The 20,542-nt window shown below is 71.9% G+C and carries 24 protein-coding genes; 5 read left to right on the top strand and 19 right to left on the bottom strand.

Features of this window, described 5'->3' with window-relative positions; translation table 11 throughout:
* The 8 genes from ICW72_RS13160 to ICW72_RS13195 form a co-directional block, all read right to left on the bottom strand.
* A complete protein-coding gene (locus ICW72_RS13160) occupies positions 1 to 687 on the bottom strand; it encodes a DUF2939 domain-containing protein (protein ID WP_191083128.1) in 687 nt (228 codons plus the stop codon).
* 145 nt (positions 688 to 832) lie between these two features.
* Positions 833 to 1,483: an ABC-type transport auxiliary lipoprotein family protein gene (locus ICW72_RS13165; RefSeq protein ID WP_191083129.1), complete on the bottom strand. Its 651-nt coding sequence runs from the start codon at positions 1,481 to 1,483 to the stop codon at positions 833 to 835.
* Positions 1,480 to 2,484 carry an MlaD family protein gene (locus ICW72_RS13170; RefSeq protein ID WP_191083130.1) on the bottom strand — a complete coding sequence of 335 codons (1,005 nt, stop codon included), beginning with the start codon at positions 2,482 to 2,484 and terminating at the stop codon, positions 1,480 to 1,482. The genes ICW72_RS13165 and ICW72_RS13170 overlap by 4 nt, the downstream gene beginning before the upstream one ends.
* 3 nt (positions 2,485 to 2,487) lie before the next feature.
* A complete protein-coding gene (locus ICW72_RS13175) occupies positions 2,488 to 3,264 on the bottom strand; it encodes an ABC transporter ATP-binding protein (protein ID WP_191083131.1) in 777 nt (258 codons plus the stop codon).
* Positions 3,264 to 4,355 carry an ABC transporter permease gene (locus tag ICW72_RS13180; RefSeq protein ID WP_191083132.1) on the bottom strand — a complete coding sequence of 364 codons (1,092 nt, stop codon included), beginning with the start codon at positions 4,353 to 4,355 and terminating at the stop codon, positions 3,264 to 3,266. The genes ICW72_RS13175 and ICW72_RS13180 overlap by 1 nt, the downstream gene beginning before the upstream one ends.
* 34 nt (positions 4,356 to 4,389) lie before the next feature.
* Entirely contained in the window at positions 4,390 to 5,169 is a 780-nt protein-coding gene (locus ICW72_RS13185) for a TrmH family RNA methyltransferase (protein ID WP_191083133.1), read from the bottom strand.
* Positions 5,150 to 6,163, bottom strand: coding sequence for an Ldh family oxidoreductase (locus ICW72_RS13190; protein ID WP_191083134.1), 1,014 nt, complete (start codon positions 6,161 to 6,163; stop codon positions 5,150 to 5,152). Before ICW72_RS13190 ends, ICW72_RS13185 begins: the two co-directional genes overlap by 20 nt.
* Positions 6,164 to 6,222: 59 nt before the next feature.
* The gene (locus ICW72_RS13195) at positions 6,223 to 7,200 is read right to left on the bottom strand and encodes a Bug family tripartite tricarboxylate transporter substrate binding protein (RefSeq protein ID WP_191083135.1); all 978 of its coding nucleotides are present in this window, start codon (positions 7,198 to 7,200) and stop codon (positions 6,223 to 6,225) included.
* A gap of 130 nt (positions 7,201 to 7,330) precedes the next feature.
* Between ICW72_RS13195 and ICW72_RS13200 the strand changes: the two genes are divergently transcribed.
* A complete protein-coding gene (locus tag ICW72_RS13200; RefSeq protein ID WP_191083136.1) occupies positions 7,331 to 8,446 on the top strand; it encodes a serine hydrolase domain-containing protein in 1,116 nt (371 codons plus the stop codon).
* On the opposite strand, the gene ICW72_RS13205 is transcribed toward ICW72_RS13200, so the two are convergent.
* The 6 genes from ICW72_RS13205 to ICW72_RS13230 are packed head-to-tail and all read right to left on the bottom strand — an operon-like array spanning position 8,436 to position 14,222.
* The gene (locus tag ICW72_RS13205) at positions 8,436 to 9,287 is read right to left on the bottom strand and encodes a ParB/RepB/Spo0J family partition protein (protein ID WP_191083137.1); all 852 of its coding nucleotides are present in this window, start codon (positions 9,285 to 9,287) and stop codon (positions 8,436 to 8,438) included. The genes ICW72_RS13200 and ICW72_RS13205 overlap by 11 nt on opposite strands.
* Positions 9,284 to 10,102: a ParA family protein gene (locus tag ICW72_RS13210; RefSeq protein WP_191086256.1), complete on the bottom strand. Its 819-nt coding sequence runs from the start codon at positions 10,100 to 10,102 to the stop codon at positions 9,284 to 9,286. Before ICW72_RS13210 ends, ICW72_RS13205 begins: the two co-directional genes overlap by 4 nt.
* On the bottom strand, positions 10,089 to 10,697 hold the full coding sequence (gene rsmG / locus ICW72_RS13215) for a 16S rRNA (guanine(527)-N(7))-methyltransferase RsmG (protein ID WP_191083138.1): 609 nt from the start codon (positions 10,695 to 10,697) through the stop codon (positions 10,089 to 10,091). Before rsmG ends, ICW72_RS13210 begins: the two co-directional genes overlap by 14 nt.
* Positions 10,684 to 12,561, bottom strand: coding sequence for a tRNA uridine-5-carboxymethylaminomethyl(34) synthesis enzyme MnmG (gene mnmG, locus ICW72_RS13220; protein WP_191083139.1), 1,878 nt, complete (start codon positions 12,559 to 12,561; stop codon positions 10,684 to 10,686). The genes rsmG and mnmG overlap by 14 nt, the downstream gene beginning before the upstream one ends.
* An 18-nt stretch (positions 12,562 to 12,579) precedes the next feature.
* Complete coding sequence (mnmE, locus tag ICW72_RS13225) at positions 12,580 to 13,872, bottom strand: tRNA uridine-5-carboxymethylaminomethyl(34) synthesis GTPase MnmE (protein ID WP_191083140.1); 1,293 nt, start codon at positions 13,870 to 13,872, stop codon at positions 12,580 to 12,582.
* Positions 13,869 to 14,222 (bottom strand): (2Fe-2S) ferredoxin domain-containing protein, encoded by a 354-nt coding sequence (locus ICW72_RS13230; protein ID WP_223880579.1) that lies wholly within the window; start codon positions 14,220 to 14,222, stop codon positions 13,869 to 13,871. Before ICW72_RS13230 ends, mnmE begins: the two co-directional genes overlap by 4 nt.
* Positions 14,223 to 14,349: 127 nt before the next feature.
* On the opposite strand from ICW72_RS13230, the gene ICW72_RS13235 reads away from it, so the two are divergent.
* Both ICW72_RS13235 and ICW72_RS13240 read left to right on the top strand, forming a co-directional pair.
* A complete protein-coding gene (locus ICW72_RS13235; RefSeq protein WP_191083142.1) occupies positions 14,350 to 14,820 on the top strand; it encodes a methylated-DNA--[protein]-cysteine S-methyltransferase in 471 nt (156 codons plus the stop codon).
* On the top strand, positions 14,817 to 15,791 hold the full coding sequence (locus ICW72_RS13240) for a quinone oxidoreductase family protein (RefSeq protein WP_191083143.1): 975 nt from the start codon (positions 14,817 to 14,819) through the stop codon (positions 15,789 to 15,791). The genes ICW72_RS13235 and ICW72_RS13240 overlap by 4 nt, the downstream gene beginning before the upstream one ends.
* 27 nt (positions 15,792 to 15,818) lie before the next feature.
* Here the strand turns inward: ICW72_RS13240 and ICW72_RS13245 are convergent, their stop codons facing one another.
* Complete coding sequence (locus tag ICW72_RS13245; protein WP_191083144.1) at positions 15,819 to 16,190, bottom strand: hypothetical protein; 372 nt, start codon at positions 16,188 to 16,190, stop codon at positions 15,819 to 15,821.
* A 74-nt stretch (positions 16,191 to 16,264) separates the two neighbouring features.
* Between ICW72_RS13245 and ICW72_RS13250 the strand changes: the two genes are divergently transcribed.
* Positions 16,265 to 16,774, top strand: a complete 510-nt coding sequence (locus ICW72_RS13250; protein WP_191083145.1) for an AAA family ATPase — start codon at positions 16,265 to 16,267, stop codon at positions 16,772 to 16,774.
* 22 nt (positions 16,775 to 16,796) lie between these two features.
* Here the strand turns inward: ICW72_RS13250 and ICW72_RS13255 are convergent, their stop codons facing one another.
* Both ICW72_RS13255 and ICW72_RS13260 read right to left on the bottom strand, forming a co-directional pair.
* Positions 16,797 to 17,216: a CBS domain-containing protein gene (locus ICW72_RS13255; protein WP_191083146.1), complete on the bottom strand. Its 420-nt coding sequence runs from the start codon at positions 17,214 to 17,216 to the stop codon at positions 16,797 to 16,799.
* Positions 17,217 to 17,336: 120 nt separating this feature from the next.
* Positions 17,337 to 17,819 carry a peroxiredoxin gene (locus tag ICW72_RS13260; protein WP_191083147.1) on the bottom strand — a complete coding sequence of 161 codons (483 nt, stop codon included), beginning with the start codon at positions 17,817 to 17,819 and terminating at the stop codon, positions 17,337 to 17,339.
* 110 nt (positions 17,820 to 17,929) lie between these two features.
* Here ICW72_RS13260 and ICW72_RS13265 point away from each other — a divergent pair, with 110 nt between their 5' ends.
* Complete coding sequence (locus ICW72_RS13265) at positions 17,930 to 18,526, top strand: YqgE/AlgH family protein (protein ID WP_191083148.1); 597 nt, start codon at positions 17,930 to 17,932, stop codon at positions 18,524 to 18,526.
* A 25-nt stretch (positions 18,527 to 18,551) separates the two neighbouring features.
* Here ICW72_RS13265 and ICW72_RS13270 read toward each other — a convergent pair whose 3' ends face one another.
* The gene (locus ICW72_RS13270) at positions 18,552 to 19,418 is read right to left on the bottom strand and encodes a TIGR01459 family HAD-type hydrolase (RefSeq protein ID WP_223880580.1); all 867 of its coding nucleotides are present in this window, start codon (positions 19,416 to 19,418) and stop codon (positions 18,552 to 18,554) included.
* Positions 19,415 to 20,518 (bottom strand): quinone-dependent dihydroorotate dehydrogenase, encoded by a 1,104-nt coding sequence (locus ICW72_RS13275; protein ID WP_191083149.1) that lies wholly within the window; start codon positions 20,516 to 20,518, stop codon positions 19,415 to 19,417. Before ICW72_RS13275 ends, ICW72_RS13270 begins: the two co-directional genes overlap by 4 nt.
* Between the last annotated feature and the right edge of the window lie 24 nt (positions 20,519 to 20,542).

Consider the following 20,542-nt stretch of genomic DNA (forward strand, 5'->3'; position numbering starts at 1 on the left):
TCAGGGCCAGGGGCCCAGCCGGCCGGGCAGTTCCACCGCCACCACGGCCCATTGCAGCGCCAGCGGGTCCGTCAGGCGCAGCGTCAGCCGTACAGGCTGGTGCGGCGCATGGGGCGAGGCGAGGCTCACCTGCCACAGCCCGGGCGAGATAGGCCGTGCCTGCCGCATCGCCTGGCCGAAGCCCGTTCCGCCCTCGGGCGGCAGGTGATGAGCCAGGACGCGCGCCAGCCCCTCGGGCGAGGCCAGCCGGTCCGCCAGCGAGGATTTCAGCTCCTCCAGGAAGGCCGGCGGCGGGCCGCTGACATGCGTGGACGCGATCTCGGTCAGCCTTGCCTCGATGCCGGGGCGCAGCAGCGACCAGTCCACCCGTGAGGCCAGGGTGGCGGGGTCGGCGCGTTGCACCGCGACGGCGAACTGCACGGCCGAGGCGATGGGCGAGCCCAGATACAGGCAGACCAGCGCCAGCAAGGCCAGGGTCGAGCGGCGCCAACCCCAAAGGCGGCGCGGAAGCAGGCGGGAGAAGACGCGCCGGGGCCGGCGGGGCGCGGCCTGGCGCTGTGGCGGCGAGGATGGCCTGGGCGCGGGGGCTGTGGGCCGGCAAAGGGCGGCCTGGACGGCGGCGCGCCGGTCATAATCATTCCACACCTCGTCCCAAAGGCTGCGATCCGCGCGGAGATGCGCGGTCATGCCCCCATGCCCGCCCGAAGCGGGCGGCACGAAGGGGCACCCCACAAGGGGCTGGCAGGCAGATGGGCCCTGTCAGGCATCGCGTCTCTCCGGGGGAAGATCGTCTCGTCCGGTGAGATTTAGGGGGGAGATCCTGACGTATTGGTTAACGACGTCTCGATTCGGGAACGATGGCGGTGATCCAGGCCTCCATCTCCGCGAAGACGCGGCCCAGGGCGGCGGTCATGGCGGCCGCCTGGGCCAGGCCCGCCTCCTCCGGCGTACTCGCGGCCAGGGGCGCGGTGGCGGTGAAGCTGCGCTGGGCCAGCACCTGGGCATCGGCCAGGGCACCCGTTTCCCGCAGCAGCAGGGCCGCCACACCGGCGCGGGCCTGCCCCTGGGCGGGCAGGGCTTCCAGCGCGGTGAGTTCCGCTTCCAGCACCAGCGGCGTGGCCAGTCGCGTGCCGGGGGCGGCCACCGCCGAGAACCCCCCGCCGGCGATGAGCCATTGCCGCAGCGCGGCCTCGGCCAGCTCGGCGGGCGGTGCCAGCCATTCCTCGTAGAAGGCGATGTCCATGGTGCCATTGGCGGCGATGCGCCGCAGCCCACGGACCTCCTGGCCTGGGGCGGCGCGCACCGTGCGCAGCAGCAGCACCTGGCCCGTCGCGGGCGGGCGCGGCAGGCCGGCCGGGCGCTCGGGTGACAGGGCATGGCGGCGCGTGGGCACGAAGGGCCTGTCGGGCAGCACGGAGCATCCGCCGAGCCCGACCAGTCCCAGCAGGGCCCCACGGCGCGGGAGGGAGAGGGGGCGCGTCATCGCGGCGGCGGCGCCCCGAGGAGGGTCTGGGATGGCGAGCGGCGCAAGGCTTCCGTGGTCTCCCGAAGGTTGGCGGTGGTGGAGCGCAGGTCGCGCAGGATGGGGGCGAGTTCGGCCTGGAGGTCCGTGGTGGTGCCGCGCGCGGCGCGCAGCGTCGTCTGGATCTGCGTGATGGTGGCGGGCAGGCGCTGCGTGGTCTCGCGCAGGGCCGCCGTCGTTTGCGTCAGCGCGGCCAGCGTCGCGCGCAGTTCCTCGCCTTCCAGGATGCCGCGCGTGGCGGTGGTGGTGGCGCGCAATTCCTGCATGAGGCCAGGAACGTCGCTGGCGTTCACCACGTTGCGCGCCTCGCGCACCAATTCCTGCAATTCGGCCATGGCGGGGCCCACATCCACGCCCTGGGCCACGCGGCGCAAATCCGTCAGCAGCCCGTCGAGGTTGGAGACGAAGCCCACGATATCCACGTTCTCCACCTGGCGCATCACCAGTTCGAGGGTGGATTGCGCCTGCGCGACGGTGGAGGGTGTCGCGGGGATGAAGTCGAAGCGCGGAGTCCAGGGCAGAGTCGGGACCGGGGAGCGCGTGGGGTCCACGAAGTCCAGCTCGATATAGACGACGCCGGTGATGCCCTGGCTGGCCAGGCGGGCGCGCAGGCCCTGGGCCACCGCGTCCCCGATGCTGGGAATTTCGCCCACACGTTCGAGGCTGACGGCGAAGCGCACCACGACCAGCTGGAAGGCGCCGGCGAAGGGCTGCCCCTCCGCCCGCCGGTATTCGGAGGAGGCGAGGCGGATTTCCGTCACGCGGCCGATGGCGACGCCGCGGTAGCGCACGGCCGAGCCCACTTCGAGGCCCTGCACGCTCTCACGCAGATAGGTCTCGAACAGCGCGTCCTGCGAGCGGATGCGGTCGCGCGTCAGGAACAGCACGAAGCCGACCGCCAGCACGAGGCCGGTCAGGACCAGCAGGCCCACGGAGAACTGGGTGCGGCGGGACTGGGGCATGCGTCAGACCCCCGCCCGCGCCTCGCGCCGGAAGAAGGCGCGGACGGTGGGGTGCTCGCTCTCGTCGCGGAGATGCTTGGGGTTGCCCTCGGCGATGAGGCCGCGCGCCTCCTTGTCCAGCATGATGCAGCGGTCCCCTATGGCCAGGATGGATTGCAGTTCGTGGGTCACCACCACGAAGGTGGTGCCGGTCTCCCGCGCCAGCGAGAGGATCAATTCGTCAAGCCCCGCCGAGGTGATGGGGTCCAGCCCCGCGCTGGGTTCGTCCAGGAACAGGATTTCGGGGTCCAACGCCATGGCGCGGGCGATGCCGGCGCGCTTGAGCATGCCGCCCGAGATTTCGGCGGGCAGGCGATCGGCCGCGTCGGAGAGGCCCACGAGACCGAGCTTCGCCATGGCGATCATGCGCCGCGCGGCCTCGGGCAGCTTGGTGTGGGCCTCGATGGGCAGCATGACGTTCTCGGCCAGCGTCAGGCTGCCCAGCAGCGCGCCCGACTGCCACATGACGCCGATGCGGCGCAGCAGGGCGCGGCGGGGGGCGCCTTCCAGCTTGGCCATCTCCTCGCCCAGCACCGTCATGGTGCCGGCGGAGGGCGGCATGAGGCCGATGAGCAGCTTCAGCAGGGTGGATTTGCCGCAGCCCGAGCCGCCCAGGATGACGAAGACCTCGCCGCGTCGGACCTCGAAGGTCACGTTCTCGAAGACGGTGTTGGTCCCGAAGCGCATGGCGACGCCCTCGGCGGTGATGACCGTGTCGGCCTTCAGGGTGTCCTGGGCCATCACCAGCCCAGCCGGAAGAAGAGCACGGCGAAGATGCCGTCCAGCACCACCAGGGCCACGATGCCGCCCACCACGGCGGCGGTGGCGGCGTCGCCCACCGCGCGGGGGCCACGCCCGGCGGACAGCCCCGCATGGCAACCGATATAGCCGATGGCCAGCCCGAACATGGCGGCCTTGCCCAGGCCCCCCACGATGTCGCCCAGCGACATCCATTGCACCAGCTGGTTCATCACGGCGGTGGGCGGGAAGCCCAGCAGCGCCATGACGAAACCCATGCCGATCAGCCCCGTCACATCCATCACCAGCGCCAGCACGGGCATCACCAGCATGGCCGCCAGCACGCGCGGCAGCACCAGCCAGGCCATGGGGTCGAGGCCCATGGTCCGCAGCGCGTCCACCTCCTCATTCACCCGCATGGTGCCGAGTTCGGCCGCATAGGCCGAGCCGGTGCGCCCGGCCAGGATGACGCCGGCCAGCAGCGGCCCCAATTCGCGCGTGAGCGAGATGCCGACCAGCTGCGGGATGAAGATTTCCGCGCCGAATTGCCGCATGGGGATGGAGGACTGGAAGGCGAGGATCACGCCGATCAGCACGCCCAGCAGGATGCACAGGCCGAAGGCACGGGTGCCGGCCTCGTCCAGGTGGCGCAGCACCTCCACCCAGCGCAGCCGCCAGGGGCGGGGCGCCAGGGCGGCGGCGGTCATGGTGGTCTCGCCCAGGAAGGTCAGGCGGGTGCGCAGGTTGCGGACCATGCCCAGCACGGCCCCGCCGAGGCTCGTGATGGGCCGGAAGGGAGGCGCGGGCTTGGCGGGGCGGGGTTCGCCCAGGCCGGAGCGGAAGCGACGCAGCACGCCGGCGGCGGAGGCGTCCTCGGGCTCACGCCACTCGGCCTCCTTGCCCGCCACGGAGACCAGGAGCGCGGCCCCCGCGGAGTCGAGCGCCGTTACGCCGCTCGCGTCCAGCAAGATGCGGGATTGGCCATGGCTGGCCTTATGCGCCTCATTCCAGAGGCGCGCGGCTTCCGTGGCGCTGAGGCTTCCGGTGAAGCGGAGCCTGGTGGCGCCGCCCGTGCTGTCGGCCTCGAAACTCATTCGCAGGTGCAAATGGGGCGTGGAGGGCGCCGGATCAAGCTTTAGGGCCCATGAGGGCATGCATCAGCACGGCCGTGGCGGCGGCCACGTTCAAGCTTTCCACCAGCCCACTGCCCGCGAGGGTGATGCGCGCCTCGCAACAGGCCAGCACCTCGGGCGAGGGCCCGCTTTCCTCATTGCCCAGCACGAGGGCGATGGGCTTGCCGCGCGGCAGCGCATGGGGGGGCTGGCCACCCGCCGCCACGGCCGCCGTGACCAGGAACTGGCCGGAGAGGCGGCGGAGCAGGCTGGGCAGGTGCTCGGCGCGGAAGACGGCCATGTGCTCCAGCCCGCCCTCCGAGGTGCGGTAGGCGGCATCCGACAGGTCCGCCTGGCGCGGATCATCGGAGAGGATCATGGCCTTGGCGCCGAAAAAGGCCGCGCCGCGCGCGATGGCGCCCAGATTGTGCGGGTTGCCGATGCCGTCCAGCACCGGCAGCACCGACCCGGCAAAGAGGATGGGCGGCGGTGGGTTGGGCATGGGCAGCGCCCGGCGCGGCTCGGCCAGGGCGACGATGCCGCCATGGTGCTCGGTGCCCGCGATGCGCGTCAGCTCGTCGTCCAGCACCTCTCGGTAGGCCTTGTGATGGCGCGCGAGGTAGCGGCAGAGCGGGCCGGCCACGGGACGGCGTTCGGCCAGGTAGTGCAGGCGGATGACCGCCTCCGGCCGGCGCAGGAACAGGGCGCGCACGGCGTTCACCCCACAGATGCGGGCGGGTTCCGGGCGGCGGGGGCGGGGCGCCTCGCCCCAGCCCTCAGGAATTTGCGAGGGCATGGAGTTGATCCAGCACGGGCTGGGGCACGGCGAGGCCCTGGGTGACGGCGTTGGCGCGCAGGATTTCGCGCCGGGCGCCGGGGAGGCGCACGCCCTCATCCCCCAGCATGGCGGTGATGAGGGCCTCCACCCGGTCCAGATAGGCGGCATGGCCGGCCAGCGCGCCCGGGTCCACCGCCAGCAGGGCGTGGCCGAGGCGCGGCGGGTTGGAGGAAGGGGCGAAGAAGCTGTCGGCCTCGAAGCCGAAGGCGGCGGCGCCCAGCGAGACGCAGAGCAATTCCACCACCAGGGCCAGCGCCGCGCCCTTCGTGCCGCCCATGGCCAGCATGGCGCCGTCCAGCGCGGCCTTGGCGTCGGTGGTGGGGTTGCCCTCGGCGTCCAGCGCCCAGCCCTCGGGGATGGGGCGACCCTCCTTGGCGGCGACCATGATCTTGCCGCGCGCGACCTCGGACAGCGCCAGATCCACCAGCAGAGGCGGCCCCTTGCGGCGGGGGAAGGCGGCGGCCACGGGGTTCGTGCCCAGCAGCGGTCGCCGCCCGCCCGGCACCGGCATGGCGTAGGGCGAATTGGTGAAGGCCAGCGCCACCAGGCCGCGCTCGGCCAGCCGCCGCACGGGCAGCGACATGGCGCCCGCATGGTGGCTGTTGGTGACGGTGACGAAGCTGACGCCATGGGCGATGGCGCGGGCGGCCGCTTCGGCCTCGGCCAGGGCCAGCGCGGGGTAGGCCAACCCGTTGCCGGCATCCACCAGGGCCGCGCCGCCGCGTTCGGCCGTCACGCGCGGGGTGGCGTCGCCCTTGGCGCGGCCCTCGCGCAGATAGCCCGCATACATGGCCACGCGCGAGAGGCCGTGCCCGCCCTGCCCCTCGGCCTCGGCGGCGACGAGGGCGGCGGCGGTGAGGCGGGCCATCTCGGGGTTCGCCCCCGCGGCGGAGAGCGCGCGGGCGGCGAGGGTCTCGGCTTCGCCGAGGCTCAGGCGTGGCTGGTCATTCATGCGCCCTGTTCAAGCGCGGATGGGCCGCCACGTCCACTTGCGAAGCGTATCGGGCGCGGTCAGGCATCCACGCGGATATTCGCCTCGCGCACCAGCTGGGCCCAGCGGTCCACCTCCTGGGCCATGAAGCTCTTGGAGCGGTCGGGGTCCCAGCCCAGCACGTCGAAGCCGCCTTCCTCGGCGCGGCGGCGCGTGTCGGCGTGCTGGATGGCGAGCTGGGTGGCGCGGCTGATCTCCGCGAAGACGGGCGCGGGGACGGCGGCGTTGGTCAGCACCGCGGTCCAGTTGGTCATGGTCAGGCCGGGCGCGCCGGCCTCGGCCACGGTGGGCACGTCGGGGATGAGGCGGTGGCGTTCCGTGCCCGTGGTGGCCAGGGCGCGCAGGCGGCCGCCCTGGATCTGGCCCAGGCATTCGGGAAGGTTGGAGACGATCAGGTCCAGATTGCCGCCAGCCAGGTCCGTCACCGAGGGCGCGCCGCCGCGATAGGGCACATGGGTGATGTTGCCGCCCGCGCGCGAGGCCTGGCGGAACAGCTCCAGCCCCAGATGCGGCGGCGAGCCATTGCCGGAGGAGCCGCCATTCATGGGCCGGCCGCGAGCCTGTTCCATCAGCTCGGCCAGGGTGCGGGCGGGGTTGTTGGCGTTCACCACCACCACCAGCGGCAGCGAGCCCAGCACCGAGACCGGCACGAAGTCACGCATCAAATTGTAGGGCGCGTTGGGGAAGAGCGAGACATTGACCGTGTGGGTCATGGTGATGGCCAGCAGGGTGTGGCCATCGGGCGGCGACTTGGCGGCGGCGTCGGCGCCGATCAGCGCGTTGCCGCCGGCGCGGTTCTCGACCACCACCGGGCGGTTCCAGGTGTCGGAGAGGCGCTGGGCCACGAGGCGCGCCATGATGTCCGTCAGCCCGGCCGGCGGGAAGGGCACGATGTAGCGGACATTGCGGTCGGGGAAGGCCTGGGACTGGGCCTGGGCGGCAAAGGGCAGGGCAGCGAGCGGCAGCGCCGACAGCGCCGCGCGGCGGGTCAGGGACATGAATTCCTCCATTCACGGCGCTTGCTGCGCCGCATTGCCGCTGAGCATGGCAGGGGGGGACGGGGGCGCCAAGCCCAAAGACTTCCCGCCGGCGCGGCGCGGGTGGAGGATGGCGGCCGGAGGATGACCCATGACCGTGCCCTTTCCCCTGCCAGACGCCAGCCCCGCCGAACTCGGCCTCGACCCGGGGCGGCTGGAGGCGCTTTGCGCCCGCATCGAGGCCGACATCGCGGCCGGCCACCATTCCGGCGCGCAGCTGGCCATCGCGCGGCATGGGCGGCTGGCGCTGCACCGCAGCTTTGGTGAGGCGCGCCCGGGGGTGAAGGCGACGGCGGAGACGCTGTGGCTGCTCTATTCCAACACCAAGGTGCTGACGGCGGCCGCGCTGTGGCTGCTGGCCGAGCGGGGCGCGTTGCGCCTGAGCGATACCGTGGCCGAGCACCTGCCGGGCTTCGAGACGGGCGGCAAGGGCGGCATCACCTTCATCGAGCTGCTGACGCACCAGGCGGGCTTCCCCAGCGCCGAGGTGCCGGCCGAGGCCTGGGAGGACCCGGCGAAGCTGCGCCAGGTGGTGTGCGATTTCAGCCTGGAATGGGCGCCGGGCAGCCTGGTGCGCTACCATCCGGCCTCGGCCCACTGGGTCGCGGCGGCGGTCATCCGCGCCGTGACGGGCGAGGACCACCGCGTCTTCCTGCGCCGGAACATCATCGAACCGCTGCGGCTGGAGCGGGAGCTGTTCGTGGGCCTGCCCGAGGCGGAGGTGCCGCGCGTGGCCGACATGCGTGACGTGGATGGAAGCGTCCGGATGCCGGAAGGCAGCCTGGCGCACCGCGCCGCTGGTATTCCAGGCGGCGGCGGCTATGGCACGGCGCGGGCCATGGCGGCCTTCTACCAGGCGCTGCTGGGCGGGGGCGCCCTGGCGGGGCGGCGCATCCTGTCACCGCGGACCATCGAATACGCGGTGCGGAACTACACGGGCGACCGGCCGGACGAATACAACGGCATGCCCATGCACCGGGGCCTGGGGCCGCATCTGCGCGGCACGACGCCGGCCATCCGTGGGCTGGGGGCCATCGCGCACCCTTCCACCTTCGGCCATGGCGGCGTGGGGTCGTCCTATTGCTGGGCGGACCCGGCCTCGGGCGTCAGCTTCGCCTTCCTGTCCAACACGCGGCAGAGCGAGGAATTCCACGGGCCGCGCATGGACACGCTCAGCACCATGGCCCACGCGGCCATCATTTCGTGAGGAGGCGGACGATGCCGTCGAGCTGGTCCAGATCCTTGTAGGACAGGACCACCTGCCCCCCGCGCGGCCCGTGCTTGATGGCGACCTTGAGGCCCAGATGCGCGGTGATCTTCTGCTCGATCGCGCGGGTGTCGGCGTCGGAGCGGGGGGCGCGCGGGGCGGGGGGCAGGTTGCGGCTGGCGGCCAGCGCCTCAGCCTGGCGGACGTTCAGGCCACGGTCCACCACCTGCAAGGCAAGGCCCACCGGGTCCTTGGCGGTGAGCAGGGCACGGGCGTGGCCGGCGGTGAGTGCGCCCTCGCGCAGCAATTCGCGCACACGATCGGGCAGTTGCAGCAGGCGCAGCGTGTTGGCGATGTGCGGGCGGCTCTTGCCCACGGCGCGGGCCAGGGCGTCCTGCGTCAGGCCGAATTGCTCGACGAGGCGGCCATAGCCTTCGGCCTCCTCCAGCGCGTTCAAATCCTGGCGCTGGAGGTTTTCGACGAGGCCGGCGGCCATGGCCTCGCGGTCGGAGAGGTCGCGCACCAGGGCGGGCACTTCGTGCAGGCCCGCGGCCTGGGCGGCGCGCCAGCGGCGCTCGCCGCCGATGATCTCGAAGCGCTGGCCACGGCTGGATTTCAGCGGGCGCACCAGGATGGGTTGCAGCACGCCATGCTCGCGGATGGAGCCGGCGAGTTCGGCCAGCGCCGCTTCGTCCATGGCCTCGCGCGGCTGGAAGGCACCGGGTTCGATGGACGCAACAGGGAGGTGGCGCAGGCCTGGGGTGTTGGCCCCGGTGCTGGCAGCCGCGGCATCGCCCAGCAGGGCCGAGAGGCCACGGCCCAAAGCGGGGGGCTTGCTCATGCGGTGGCCTCCTGGCGGAGCCGCGCGCGATGGCGGCGGAGGAATTCGGCGGCAAGGCGGGTGTAGGCGTCGGCCCCGGGCGAGCGGGGGTCGTAGAGCGTCACGGGCAGGCCGTGCGACGGCGCCTCGGAGACGCGGACGTTGCGGGGGATGACCGTCTCATAGACCTGCTGCTTGAAGAAGCCGCGGACGTCATTCTCCACCGCCTCGGAGAGGTTGTTGCGGCGGTCCAGCATGGTGAGCACGATGCCTTCCAGGCGCAGCACGGGGTTGAAGCCGCCGCGCACCCGTTCCAGCGTCTGCATGATCTGGGACATGCCCTCCAGCGCGTAGAACTCGGCCTGGAGGGGGACCATGACGGCCTCGGCCGCCACCAGCGCGTTCAGGGTGAGAAGGCCGAGCGAGGGCGGGCAGTCCAGCAGCACCCAGTCCACGCCGCGCAGCCGTTCGGCGCCGGCCTCGATCGCGGTCTTCAGGCGGGATTCACGGCGGGAAAGGTCGGCCAACTCCAGCTCGGCACCGGCCAAATCCTGGTCGGCGGGCACGAGATGGAGGTTCTTCACGGCGGTGGGGCGAATGACCTCGGCCAGGGGGCGGCCATCGATCAGCAGGGCGTAGCTGCCCGCGCCACGATCCGCGCGCGCGACGCCAAGCCCGGTGGAGGCATTGCCCTGCGGGTCGAGGTCGATCAGCAGCACCTTCTGCCGCGCGGCGAGGGCCGCGGCCAGGTTCACGGCGGTCGTGGTTTTGCCCACGCCACCCTTCTGGTTGGCGAGGGCAAGGATGCGCGGCGGCGGGGTGTCAGACGACTTCAGGGCGAATCTCGCTCAGCCGGAAAATGGTGGCAGCAGCGTCCGTCCGGCTCGCGAACCGCTCGACTTGCATAAACCAATGCGGCGCGGCGGCCGTCAACTCCGCTTCGGCGGTTCTGCCCTTCGGAAAGACCGCGACGCCACCTGGGGCCAGCAGGCGCGCGGCATGCGGCAGCAGATCCGTCAGGGGCGCGAGGGCGCGGGCGGTGAGGACGGCGAGTGGCGGCAATTGCGCGGCCTCGATGCGGCGCGGGTGGACGCGCACATGGGGCAGGCCAAGCTGGCGCGTCGCTTCCATCAGAAAGGCGGATTTGCGCCGGTCCGATTCGACGAGGTGCGTTTCCTGCGCGCGTGCTATGGCGATCACGAGGCCTGGCAGCCCGCCGCCGGAGCCAAGGTCCGCCAGCGGGCCATCGGGCAGCAGCGGAAGAAGCTGCCAGCCATCGAGGATGTGGCGCTGCCACAGCACCTCCTCCGGTGCGTTCGCCACGAGGTTGATGCGGCTGTTCCATTCCAACAGCAGGCGCAGATAGGCGCGCAGCCTGGCCTCTGTTTCACGTGAAACAGGGTGATCCGGGGGCGGGTCAGGCTGTTTCACGTGAAACACGCATTTGGCGCCGGAGGTGGACGGCGAGGGCGGCGAGGGCGGCGGGCGTTACGCCAGGAAGCCGCCCGGCGCTGCCCAGGGTGGCGGGGCGGGCGCGGTGCAGACGGTCCCGCATTTCGTTGGAGAGGCCGGCGATGGCGGCGAAGTCAATGTCGGGCGGGATGGTCAGGGCCTCCTCCCGTTCCAGCATTGCGCGCTCCGCCGCGTGGCGGTCGAGGTAGGGGGCGTAGAGGGCTTCCGCTTCGAGATAGGTGCGGACCCGCGGCGACAGCTCCGCCAGCCACGGGAAAAGGGCCTCGATCGCGGCGCTCCCGGCGGCGGGCAGCGCCAGCACGTCGAACAGGCTGCGCCAACGGCCGTCCTGGTTGATGGCGATGCCGGCCGCCAGATACTGGGCCGGCGTCGCGCCTTCCGCGCGGGCGCGGGCCAGGGCATCCTCCGCCGCCCGCGCGAAGGCCTGGTGCGCGGCGGCGCGGGCCGGGCCGACGCAGCCCCAGGCCAGGCCATGGGAGGTCAGACGCATCCCCGCATTGTCCGCCCGCAGGCTGAGCCGGTATTCGGAGCGCGCAGTGAGCATACGGTAGGGTTCGCTGACGCCGTGCAGGGTCAGGTCGTCCACGAGCACGCCCAGATAGGCCTCGGCCCGCGTCAGGGTCGCCGGCGTCTCCCCGCCGCCCGCCCGATGTGCCGCGTTCACGCCCGCGAGCAGCCCCTGAGCTGCGGCCTCCTCATAGCCCGTGGTGCCGTTGATCTGCCCGGCCAGGAAGAGGCGTGGCAAGGCGCGGCACTCCAGCGTGGGCCACAGCGCGCGAGGGTCCACATGGTCGTATTCGATGGCATAGCCGGGGCGCAGGATGGTGGCGCGCTCCAGCCCTGGAATGGACGCCACCAGCGCGGCCTGGACCTCCTCAGGCAGGCTGGTCGAGATGCCGTTGGGATAGACGGTGGGGTCATCCAGCCCCTCGGGTTCCAGGAAGATCTGGTGCCGCGGCTTGTCCGCGAAGCGCACCACCTTGTCCTCGACCGAGGGGCAGTAGCGTGGCCCCACCCCCTCGATCCGCCCGCCATAGACGGCCGAGAGGTGCAGGCTGCCGCGAATGATCTCATGCGTGCGGGCGGTGGTGTGGGTGATGCCGCATTCCACCTGACGGTTGGTGATGCGCTCCGTCATCCAGGAAAGCGGCTCCGGCGCCGCGTCGCCCGGCTGAGATTCCAGCGCGGCCCAGTCGATGGTACGGCCATCCAGGCGGGGCGGCGTGCCTGTCTTGAGGCGCGCCAGGGGCAGGCCCAGGCGTTCCAGGGCCAGGGCCAGCCCCACCGCCGGCGCCTCGTCCACGCGCCCGGCGGGGATGCGCCTCTCGCCGATATGGATCATGCCGCGCAGGAAGGTGCCGGTCGTGATGACCAGCGCGCCGCAGCCGATGCGGCGGCCGGAAGCAGTCAGCACGCCAGTCAGTGCGCCATCTTCCAGCAGCAGGTCTTCCGCCGGATCACCGAGCACGGTCAGCCCGGGCGTCTCGGCCAGCAGCGCGGCCACCGCCTGCCGATAGAGCTTGCGGTCCGCCTGGGCGCGCGGCCCGCGCACGGCCGGGCCCTTGCTGCGGTTCAGCAATTTGAAGTGGATGCCGGCGGCGTCGGCGGCGCGGCCCATGATGCCGTCCAGCGCGTCCACCTCGCGCACCAGATGGCCCTTGCCGATGCCGCCGATGGCGGGGTTGCAGGACATCTCGCCCAGGCGGGCCGGGTCATGGGTCAGCAGCAGGGTGCGCGCGCCGCAGCGCGAAGCGGCCGCCGCCGCCTCGCAGCCGGCATGGCCGCCGCCCACCACCACCACGTCGAAGCGCATGTCGAACATGCGGGGGCTATAGCACCGCTACTTGCCGATGCAGAACTCGCCGAACACCAGGTCCAGCACCTGCTCCACATCCACCCGCCCCGTCAGCCGCGACAGGCCGCGCAGCGCGCCGCGCAGCGCTTCCGCGCGCAGCTCGGGCATGGGGGCGGAGGGCAGGCGGTCGAGCCATTCCACCGTCTCGCCCAGGGCGGCGCGGTGGCGGGGGCGGGTCAGGCCGGCGTCGTCGGAGAGCCCGGCCCGCGCCCGCACGGCCGCCTCCAGCGCCGCGCGCAGCGCGGGCAGGCCGTCACCCGTGCGGGCGGAGACGGCCAGGGCGCCGGCCATGGGCCTGCCCGGCAGGTCTGATTTGGTGGCCACGAGCAGCGCCTCGGGGCCTTGCAGCGCCAGGGTGGCGGCATCCGGCGCGGCATCCGCCGCGAAGGCCAGCAGGCGCAGATCGGCCGCCTCGGCCCGGGCCAGGGCGCGACGCACCCCTTCGGCCTCGATCTCGTCCGCCGTCTCGCGCAGCCCGGCCGTGTCCGCCAGCGTCACCGGCACGCCGCCCAGTTCGAGGCGCACCTCCACCACATCGCGCGTGGTGCCGGCGCGGGCGGAGACGATGGCGGCCTCGCGCTCCGCCAGCGCGTTCAGCAACGAGGATTTTCCGGCGTTCGGCGCGCCCAGGATGGCCACGGCCACGCCCTCGCGCAGGCGTTCGGCGCGCGGCGCCTCGGCCAGCAGGGCCGCCATCTCCGCGCGCAGGGCCAGGGCATCGGCCGTCACCTGGGCGTCCAGGTCGGAGGGCAGGTCCTCTTCCTCGAACTCGATGAAGGCCTCCTGCCGCGCCAGCAGCCGTGTCAGCCGCGCGGCCCACTCCGCATGACGCGCGGCCAGTCCGCCCTCGGCCTGGCGCAAGGCTTGGCGCCGCTGTGCCTCGGTCTCGGCGGCGATCAGGTCCGCGATGCCCTCCGCCGCCGTCAGGTCCAGCTTGCCGTTCAGGAAGGCACGGCGCGTGAATTCGCCGGGCTCGGCCGGGTGCAGGCCCAGCGCCACCAGCGCCTCCGCCACCGCCGCCACCACGGCGGGGCCGCCATGCAGGTGCAACTCCGCGCTGTCCTCGCCGGTGTAGGAGGCGGGGCCGGGGAACCACAGCACCAATGCTTGGTCCAGCACCACGCCGCCATGCCGCAGCCGCCGCAGGCTGGCCATGCGCGGCGTCGGCCGCCCGCCGGCCAGGGCTTCCAGCGCCGCGCCCGCGCCAGGCCCCGAGACGCGCATCACCGCCACCGCCGCCCGTCCCGCCCCGGAGGCGAGGGCGAAGATCGTCCTCACGACTTCGGCGGCGGCACGTCCTTCTCGGTCAGCATCAGCCGCGTGGCGCGGCCGCCCGCTACGAGATGCGCCGAGAGGATCTCATCCACATCCGCTTCCGTTTGCGGGCGATACCAGACGCCTTCGGGATAGATGACGACGGCCGGGCCGAATTCGCAGCGGTCCAGGCAGCCCGCCATGTTCACGCGCACGCGCTTCAGGCTCAGTTCCTTCGCCCGCGCCTTCATGTAGTCGCGCAGCCGCTCGCTGCCCGCGGCCGCGCAGCTGCCGCGCCGATGCCCCTCCGCGCGGCGGTTGCAGCAGACGAAGACATGCGCGTCGAAGTAGAGCGGGGGGTCGGCCTCGGCCATGGCAAGCTCCTGCATTCTCCATGCATGTAGCGGCGCCATGGCCCTGCGCCCAGGGGCTTGAAAACCCCCGCTTGACGCGCGCCCCCGCGGGGTGCTGCATCCCTCCGTCACTGCAATCTTGGGAAACATGCCTCAGCTCTCGCTGATGACACCGCTGGGTGAACTCACCCTCTCGGAGGAGGACGGCGCCCTTGTCGCCCTCGACTGGGGGCGGGGGCGGGACCAGTCGGCGACACCGCTGCTGCGCGAGGCGAGGGACCAGTTGCAGGATTATTTCGACGGGCGCCGCCTGCACTTCCAGCTTCCGCTGGCGCCGCACGGCACCCCCTACCAGCGCCGGGTCTGGGCCGCGCTCACCCGCATTCCGCCCGGCGAGACGCGCAGCTATGCCGACATCGCGCGCGAACTGGCCTCCGTGGCCCGCGCGGTGGGCCAGGCCAATGGCGCGAACCCCATCCCCATCCTGATCCCCTGCCACCGCGTCGTGGCGGCGGGCGGGAAGCTGGGGGGCTATTCCGGCCTCGACGGCCCCAACACCAAGCGCTTCCTCCTCGACCATGAGGCGCGCCATCTCAATCCAGGAGCTTCCGCCCCGTGAACCACAGCATCCGCATCCATGAGCATGGCGGCCCCGAGCAACTGGTGTGGGAGGAAGTGCCGCTCCCCGCGCCCAAGCCCGGCGAGGCGCTGGTCCGCCACAAGGCCGTGGGCCTGAACTTCATTGACGTTTATTTCCGCACCGGCCTCTACAAGCTGCCCAGCCTGCCGGCCACCATCGGCATGGAGGGCGCGGGCGTCGTCGAGGCCATCGGCGAGGGTGTGACCGAAGTCGCCGTCGGCGACCGCGTGGCCTATGCCTCCGGCCCCGTCGGCGCCTATGCCGAGGCCCGCACCATCAAGGCCGACCGCCTGGTGAAGATGCCGGACGCCATCGGCTTCGAGGACGCGGCGGCCATGATGCTCCAGGGCATGACGGCGCAATACCTGCTGCGCACCACCTACCGCGTGAAGGCCGGCGAGACGATCCTGGTGCACGCGGCGGCCGGTGGCGTGGGCCTCATCATGTGCCAATGGGCGAAGCACCTGGGCGCCACCGTCATCGGCACCGTCAGCACGGAGGCGAAGGCTGAGCTCGCCCGCGCGCATGGCGCCGACCACGTCGTGCTGACGAGCGAGGACCTTCCCTCCGCGGTGAAGAAGATCACCGGCGGCGCGATGGTGCCCGTGGTCTATGACAGCGTGGGCCGCGACACCTTCATGCCCTCGCTCGACTGCCTGGCGCCGCTGGGCTTCATGGTCAGCTACGGCAATGCCTCGGGCCCCGTGCCGCCGTTTGATATCGGCGTGCTGGCCGCCAAGGGCTCGCTCTACCTCACGCGCCCCACGCTCGCCTCCTACACCGCCAAGCGCGAGGATCTGGTGGCGGTGGCGAACGACCTGTTCGACGTCGTCGCCAAGGGCGCGGTGAAGATGAATGTGAACCAGCGCTACCCTCTGAAGGACGCCGCGCAGGCGCACAGGGACCTGGAGGCGCGCAAGACCACGGGCAGCACCGTCCTGCTGCCCTGAAGCGAGCCTGAAGCGCTGGTGGCCCCGTCAGGCTTCGGAGCGCTTCGCGGCGCGCCGCAGCACCGCGCAGAGCCGCGAAAAGCTCAGCCAGAAGGCGCCATGGCCCGGCGCGTCATCGGCGCGGCCATTCACCAGCGGCTCACCCCGCCGGAGCAGGCCCAGCCGTGATTCGACGCGGCCGCGCATGTTCTCCAGGAAGGCATCGGTCGCGGAGAGATATTGCTCCAGCACCTCCGCCGTGATCTCGATCTCGGCGTTGGAGCGGCCGGCCGTGGTGAAGCGCTTCAGGGCGCGCGTCTCGGCCAGCAGGGTCAGGTGCAGCTTGTGCAGCTCGGTCAGGTGGCGGGTCAGGCGCATCCGGGCCTCCCGCACCTCCTCCGCCGTGGCGTCGCCGGTCATGCTGTCCTCCATTTCCGGGCGAGCGTGCGGCACCAGGCTTAACGGACGCTTATGATCCTCCCAGGAACGCCACCATGCTCATTGTCTTCAGCGGCCTGCCGGGAACGGGCAAGACCACGATCTCGCGGGAGGTCGCGCGCCGCCGCCAGGCGATGCATCTGCGCATTGACGTGATCGAGCAGGCCATCCGCAACGCCGGAGTGCTGGCGGGCGAGGTCGGCACCGCGGGCTACGCTGTTGCCAATGCCCTGGCCGAGGCCAACCTCGCCGCCGGCCTCACAGTGGTGGCGGATTGCGTGAACCCGGTTCGGGAAAGCCGAGAAGCTTGGCAGGCGGTGGCCGCACGAACGGGCGTTCCGCTGGTGCAGGTGCTGGTGGTCTGTTCCGACGCGGCGGAACACCGCCGCAGGGTCGAGGAACGGGTGTCGGACCTGCCGGGCCTCGTCCCGCCGGATTGGGCCGCGGTGACGCGGCGCCGGTTCGAGGCTTGGGACGGGCCGCATCTTCGCCTCGAGACGGCCTGGCTCAGCCCTGGAGAGGCTGTCGCGCGTGTTGAAGCCCATCTTGACGCCATGCGGGGGTGACCGCCGTGGCGGGGCGGCCGCGCTACCGGATCACCTCGAAATATCCAGTCTCCTCGTCCATCCGCCCATGCTCCTCCGTGCGGAAATCATAGCGCGAGACGATGCCCAGCACCCTTCCCTCTTCCACCACCGGCAGGTGACGGAAGCCGCCATCATTCATCAGGCGCAGCGCCTCGATGGCGCGGTCCTGCGCGCGGAGCGTGGTGGGCGCCTTGGTCATCACCTGGCCGAGCGCGGTGCGGGCCGGGTCCATCTCGCGCGCCAGGCAGAGCACGGCGTCACGCCCCGTGAAGATGCCGGCCAGCTTGCCATGCTCCACCACCAGCACCGCCCCCACGCGGCGGCGGTGCATGGCGATGCAGGCTTCCTGCACGGTGGCGCCCGGTGGCATGGCCAGCGGGTCCTGGTGGCGGACCATCTCCGCCATGGTGCGCGTCTTCATGTCTTGGCCCTCCCGAATGGCTGTGTCCGGGAGGATAACATGACAGGCGCGTGAAGGTTCTTGCGTTGCCGCAAGACCTCCACCGCTTTTCAATTCCAGCGCATGAAGCGCTGGGGCCGCTCAGAGCGCGGCGAGAACCGCCTCGGCGCTGCTGACCTCGAAGGCGCCCGGCGCCTCCACGGCCACATGCGTCACCACGCCGTTCTTCGCCACCAGCACGAAGCGCTGTGCGCGAACGCCCAGGCCGCGGGCCGTCAGGTCGAATTCGAGGCCCATCGCCTTGGTGAAGGCGGCGCTGCCATCGGCCAGCATGGTCACGTTCTCGCCCACGCCCTGGTCCTTGCCCCAGGCGCCCATGACGAAGACGTCGTTCACCGCCATGCAGGCCACGGTGTCCACGCCCTTGCCCTTGATGGCGGCGATGTTGGTCACGAAGCCCGGGAGATGCTTGGCCGAGCAGGTGGGGGTGAAGGCACCCGGCACGCCGAACAGGACCACGGTCTTGCCGCCGAAGAGCTCCTCAGTGGTCACTTCCTTGGGGCCTTCGGCGCTCGCCATCATCAGCTTGGCCGAGGGGATGCTGTCACCGACCTTGATCGTCATGGGGGATTTCCTCCTGTGCGGAATGGTCCGTGTAGAACAGAACCGGCGCCAAGAGAATGCGGCGCCGCCCGCGGCTTGCAGCCGGCTCCCCCGCACGCCATCTCTGTGGCATGGCACAACAGGACCCCTTCGACCCCCTGGACTCCGTTGGCGGCGACACCCTCTCCGGGCAGCTGCTCATCGCGATGCCCTCCATGCGCGACAGCCGCTTCGCCCGCAGCGTGATCTGCATCTGCGCCCATTCGCCCGAGGGGGCCATGGGCCTCATCCTCAACCGGCCCATCCAGAAGCTCAGCTTCGACGCGCTGCTGCGCCAGGTGGGGGTGGAGGCGGTGCCGCCGCAGCGCGACATCCGCCTGCTGAATGGCGGCCCGGTGGATGAGGGGCGCGGCTTCGTGCTGCACACGAATGAATGGCGCGAGGAGGGCTCGCTGCCCGTCGAGGGCGGCTTCGCCATTACCGCGAATGTGGACATCCTGAAGGCGATTGCCGAGGGCAGCGGCCCGCGCCAATGCGTGCTGGCGCTGGGCTATGCCGGCTGGGGCCCTGGGCAGCTCGACGCCGAGATCGCGGAAAATGCCTGGCTCATCGCGCCCCCGGACGAGGCGCTGCTGTTCGACACCGAGCTCAAGACCAAGTGGGACCGCGCCATGTCCAAGCTGCGCGTGGATCCCAGCCGCATCGTGGGCGCGGCGGGGCACGCCTGACCGCGTCTGCTGGCGGGGAGCGCCCCTACCAGCGCAGGCTGCGCAGCGCCCCCAACGGGCGCACGCCCTCTTCCTCGGCCACGCGCGCCAGGACCTCCGGCGAGGGGTCATCGCCATGGGCATTGGCCGTGAGGCCCGTCATGGCCCAGAGGCTGTCCATCCCCGCCGCGGCGGCGCCGGCCAGGTCGGTGTGCGGCGTGTCGCCCACCGCCAGCACGCGGGCGCGGTCGGTCATCTCCAGCGCCTCCATGACGGGGCCGTAGACGGCGGGGTCGGGCTTGCCCACTTCGAAGACATCGCCGCCCCAGCCCAGGTAGATGTCGGCCAGCGCGCCCGCGCAGATCAGCTTGTCCGTGCCCACCATCACCGCGCGGTCGGGGTTCACGCAGACCATGGGCAGCTTGGCCGCGAAGCAGCGTTCCAGGGCGGGGCGATAGGCCTCGACCGAGTGCGAGCCGCGATCGGGGTCGGGGCCGGTGTTCAGCAGGAAATCGGCTTCCTCGGGTGTCGCGACCAGCTCGGCCGCGCCGTCCTCGGCCACCGAGAGGTCGCGCTCCGGCCCGATGTGGAAGCCGCGCGGGCCGAACTTGCGGAACCAGCCCTCAGGGCGTTCCTTCAGCCAGCGCCAGGAGACCTCGCCCGAGGAGATGATGCCGTCATAGAGCCCCCGCTCCAGCCCCATCTTGTCCAGCATGCCCTGGATGAACCAGGCGCGGCGCGGGGCGTTGGTCAGGAAGACGATGCGCTTGCCGCGCTGCCGCAGCATGGCCAGGCATTCCGGCACGCCGGGATACAGCGCGCGCCCGTCATGCACCACGCCCCATAGGTCGAAGACATAGCCGTCATAGCGGTCGGCCAGGGGTTCCAGGCCTTCGTAGATCTTGATCGTCACGCATCCACTCCCACGGCATCGGCCACGCGCGCGAAACCGTCGCGCGCCAGCAGCCCCGCCAATTCCCGCTTGATCCGTCCCACCAGGGCAGGGCCCCCATAGGCGAAGCCGGTGTAGAGCTGCACCAGGGTCGCCCCCGCGCGGATCTTCGCATAGGCCTGTTCGCCGCTGGCCACCCCGCCCGCGCCGACCAGCACGAGCCGCTCGCCCGCGATGCGGCGCACGGCGCGCAGCACCTCCGTGGAGCGCTGGAACAGCGGCGCGCCGGACAGCCCGCCCGCCTCGCCCTTCGCCGCGCCCCGCAGCGTCTCCGGCCGCGCGATGGTGGTGTTGGAGATGATGAGCCCCGCGACACCCGCCGTCACGCAGACCTCGATGATCGGCCCCAGCGCGTCATCGGCAAGATCCGGCGCCAGCTTCACCAGCACGGGCTTGCCCAGCGTCGGCGGCGCCACGGCGGCGAGGATGGAAGCGAGCCGCGCCTCCCCCTGCAGATCCCGCAGGCCGGGCGTGTTGGGCGAGGAGATGTTGATGGTGACATAGTCCGCCAGCGGCGCCACGGCGCGGCAGAGGGCGGGGTAGTCGCGCTCCGGGTCCGCGCCCTCCTTGTTCACGCCCACATTGGCGCCGAGCAGGCCGGGCAGCGGGCGCGGCAGGGCGCGCAGGCGCTCCAGATAGGCGTCCAGCCCGCCATTGTTGAAGCCCATGCGGTTGATGACGGCCTGGTCTTCCGCCAGGCGGAACAGGCGCGGGCGCGGGTTGCCCGCCTGGGGGCGCGGGGTGACGGTGCCGGCCTCCACGAAGCCGAAACCCAGGCGCAGCAGCGGCAGCACCGCCACCGCATCCTTGTCGAAGCCGGCCGCGAGCCCGATCGGGTTGCGGAAATCAAGGCCCAGCGCCCGCACCGCCAGCGACGGCGCATCGGGCGTGGAATCCTGGCCCGCCAGCCCCGCCGCCAGCCCGCGCAGGGCAATGCCATGGGCGGTCTCGGCATCGAGCAGCCGGAGCGCGGGGTCAGGGCGGAGGCGAGGGCGGGTGTCATGTCGCGGGGCAGATACCCCAGTTCCGTGCGTTGACACAGGGGCAGGCGGGCCGGACATGCTGTGGGCCACACGGCAGGAAGG

Source organism: Roseococcus microcysteis (genome assembly GCF_014764365.1).
GTDB lineage: Bacteria > Pseudomonadota > Alphaproteobacteria > Acetobacterales > Acetobacteraceae > Roseococcus > Roseococcus microcysteis.

Bases quoted from the DNA above. Each gene is read 5' to 3' on its own strand.
- ICW72_RS13195 (WP_191083135.1), bottom strand. From the start codon at position 7,200: ATGTCCCTGACCCGCCGCGCGGCGCTGTCGGCGCTGCCGCTCGCTGCC.
- ICW72_RS13205 (WP_191083137.1), bottom strand. From the start codon at position 9,287: ATGAGCAAGCCCCCCGCTTTGGGCCGTGGCCTCTCGGCCCTGCTGGGC.
- ICW72_RS13170 (WP_191083130.1), bottom strand. From the start codon at position 2,484: ATGCCCCAGTCCCGCCGCACCCAGTTCTCCGTGGGCCTGCTGGTCCTG.
- ICW72_RS13235 (WP_191083142.1), top strand. From the start codon at position 14,350: ATGCCTCAGCTCTCGCTGATGACACCGCTGGGTGAACTCACCCTCTCG.
- ICW72_RS13160 (WP_191083128.1), bottom strand. From the start codon at position 687: ATGACCGCGCATCTCCGCGCGGATCGCAGCCTTTGGGACGAGGTGTGG.
- ICW72_RS13230 (WP_223880579.1), bottom strand. From the start codon at position 14,222: ATGGCCGAGGCCGACCCCCCGCTCTACTTCGACGCGCATGTCTTCGTC.
- ICW72_RS13200 (WP_191083136.1), top strand. From the start codon at position 7,331: ATGACCGTGCCCTTTCCCCTGCCAGACGCCAGCCCCGCCGAACTCGGC.
- mnmG (WP_191083139.1), bottom strand. From the start codon at position 12,561: ATGTTCGACATGCGCTTCGACGTGGTGGTGGTGGGCGGCGGCCATGCC.
- ICW72_RS13190 (WP_191083134.1), bottom strand. From the start codon at position 6,163: ATGAATGACCAGCCACGCCTGAGCCTCGGCGAAGCCGAGACCCTCGCC.
- ICW72_RS13165 (WP_191083129.1), bottom strand. From the start codon at position 1,483: ATGACGCGCCCCCTCTCCCTCCCGCGCCGTGGGGCCCTGCTGGGACTG.
- ICW72_RS13185 (WP_191083133.1), bottom strand. From the start codon at position 5,169: ATGCCCTCGCAAATTCCTGAGGGCTGGGGCGAGGCGCCCCGCCCCCGC.
- ICW72_RS13265 (WP_191083148.1), top strand. From the start codon at position 17,930: ATGGCACAACAGGACCCCTTCGACCCCCTGGACTCCGTTGGCGGCGAC.
- ICW72_RS13245 (WP_191083144.1), bottom strand. From the start codon at position 16,190: ATGACCGGCGACGCCACGGCGGAGGAGGTGCGGGAGGCCCGGATGCGC.
- ICW72_RS13180 (WP_191083132.1), bottom strand. From the start codon at position 4,355: ATGAGTTTCGAGGCCGACAGCACGGGCGGCGCCACCAGGCTCCGCTTC.
- ICW72_RS13250 (WP_191083145.1), top strand. From the start codon at position 16,265: ATGCTCATTGTCTTCAGCGGCCTGCCGGGAACGGGCAAGACCACGATC.
- ICW72_RS13260 (WP_191083147.1), bottom strand. From the start codon at position 17,819: ATGACGATCAAGGTCGGTGACAGCATCCCCTCGGCCAAGCTGATGATG.
- ICW72_RS13275 (WP_191083149.1), bottom strand. From the start codon at position 20,518: ATGTCCGGCCCGCCTGCCCCTGTGTCAACGCACGGAACTGGGGTATCT.
- ICW72_RS13175 (WP_191083131.1), bottom strand. From the start codon at position 3,264: ATGGCCCAGGACACCCTGAAGGCCGACACGGTCATCACCGCCGAGGGC.
- ICW72_RS13255 (WP_191083146.1), bottom strand. From the start codon at position 17,216: ATGAAGACGCGCACCATGGCGGAGATGGTCCGCCACCAGGACCCGCTG.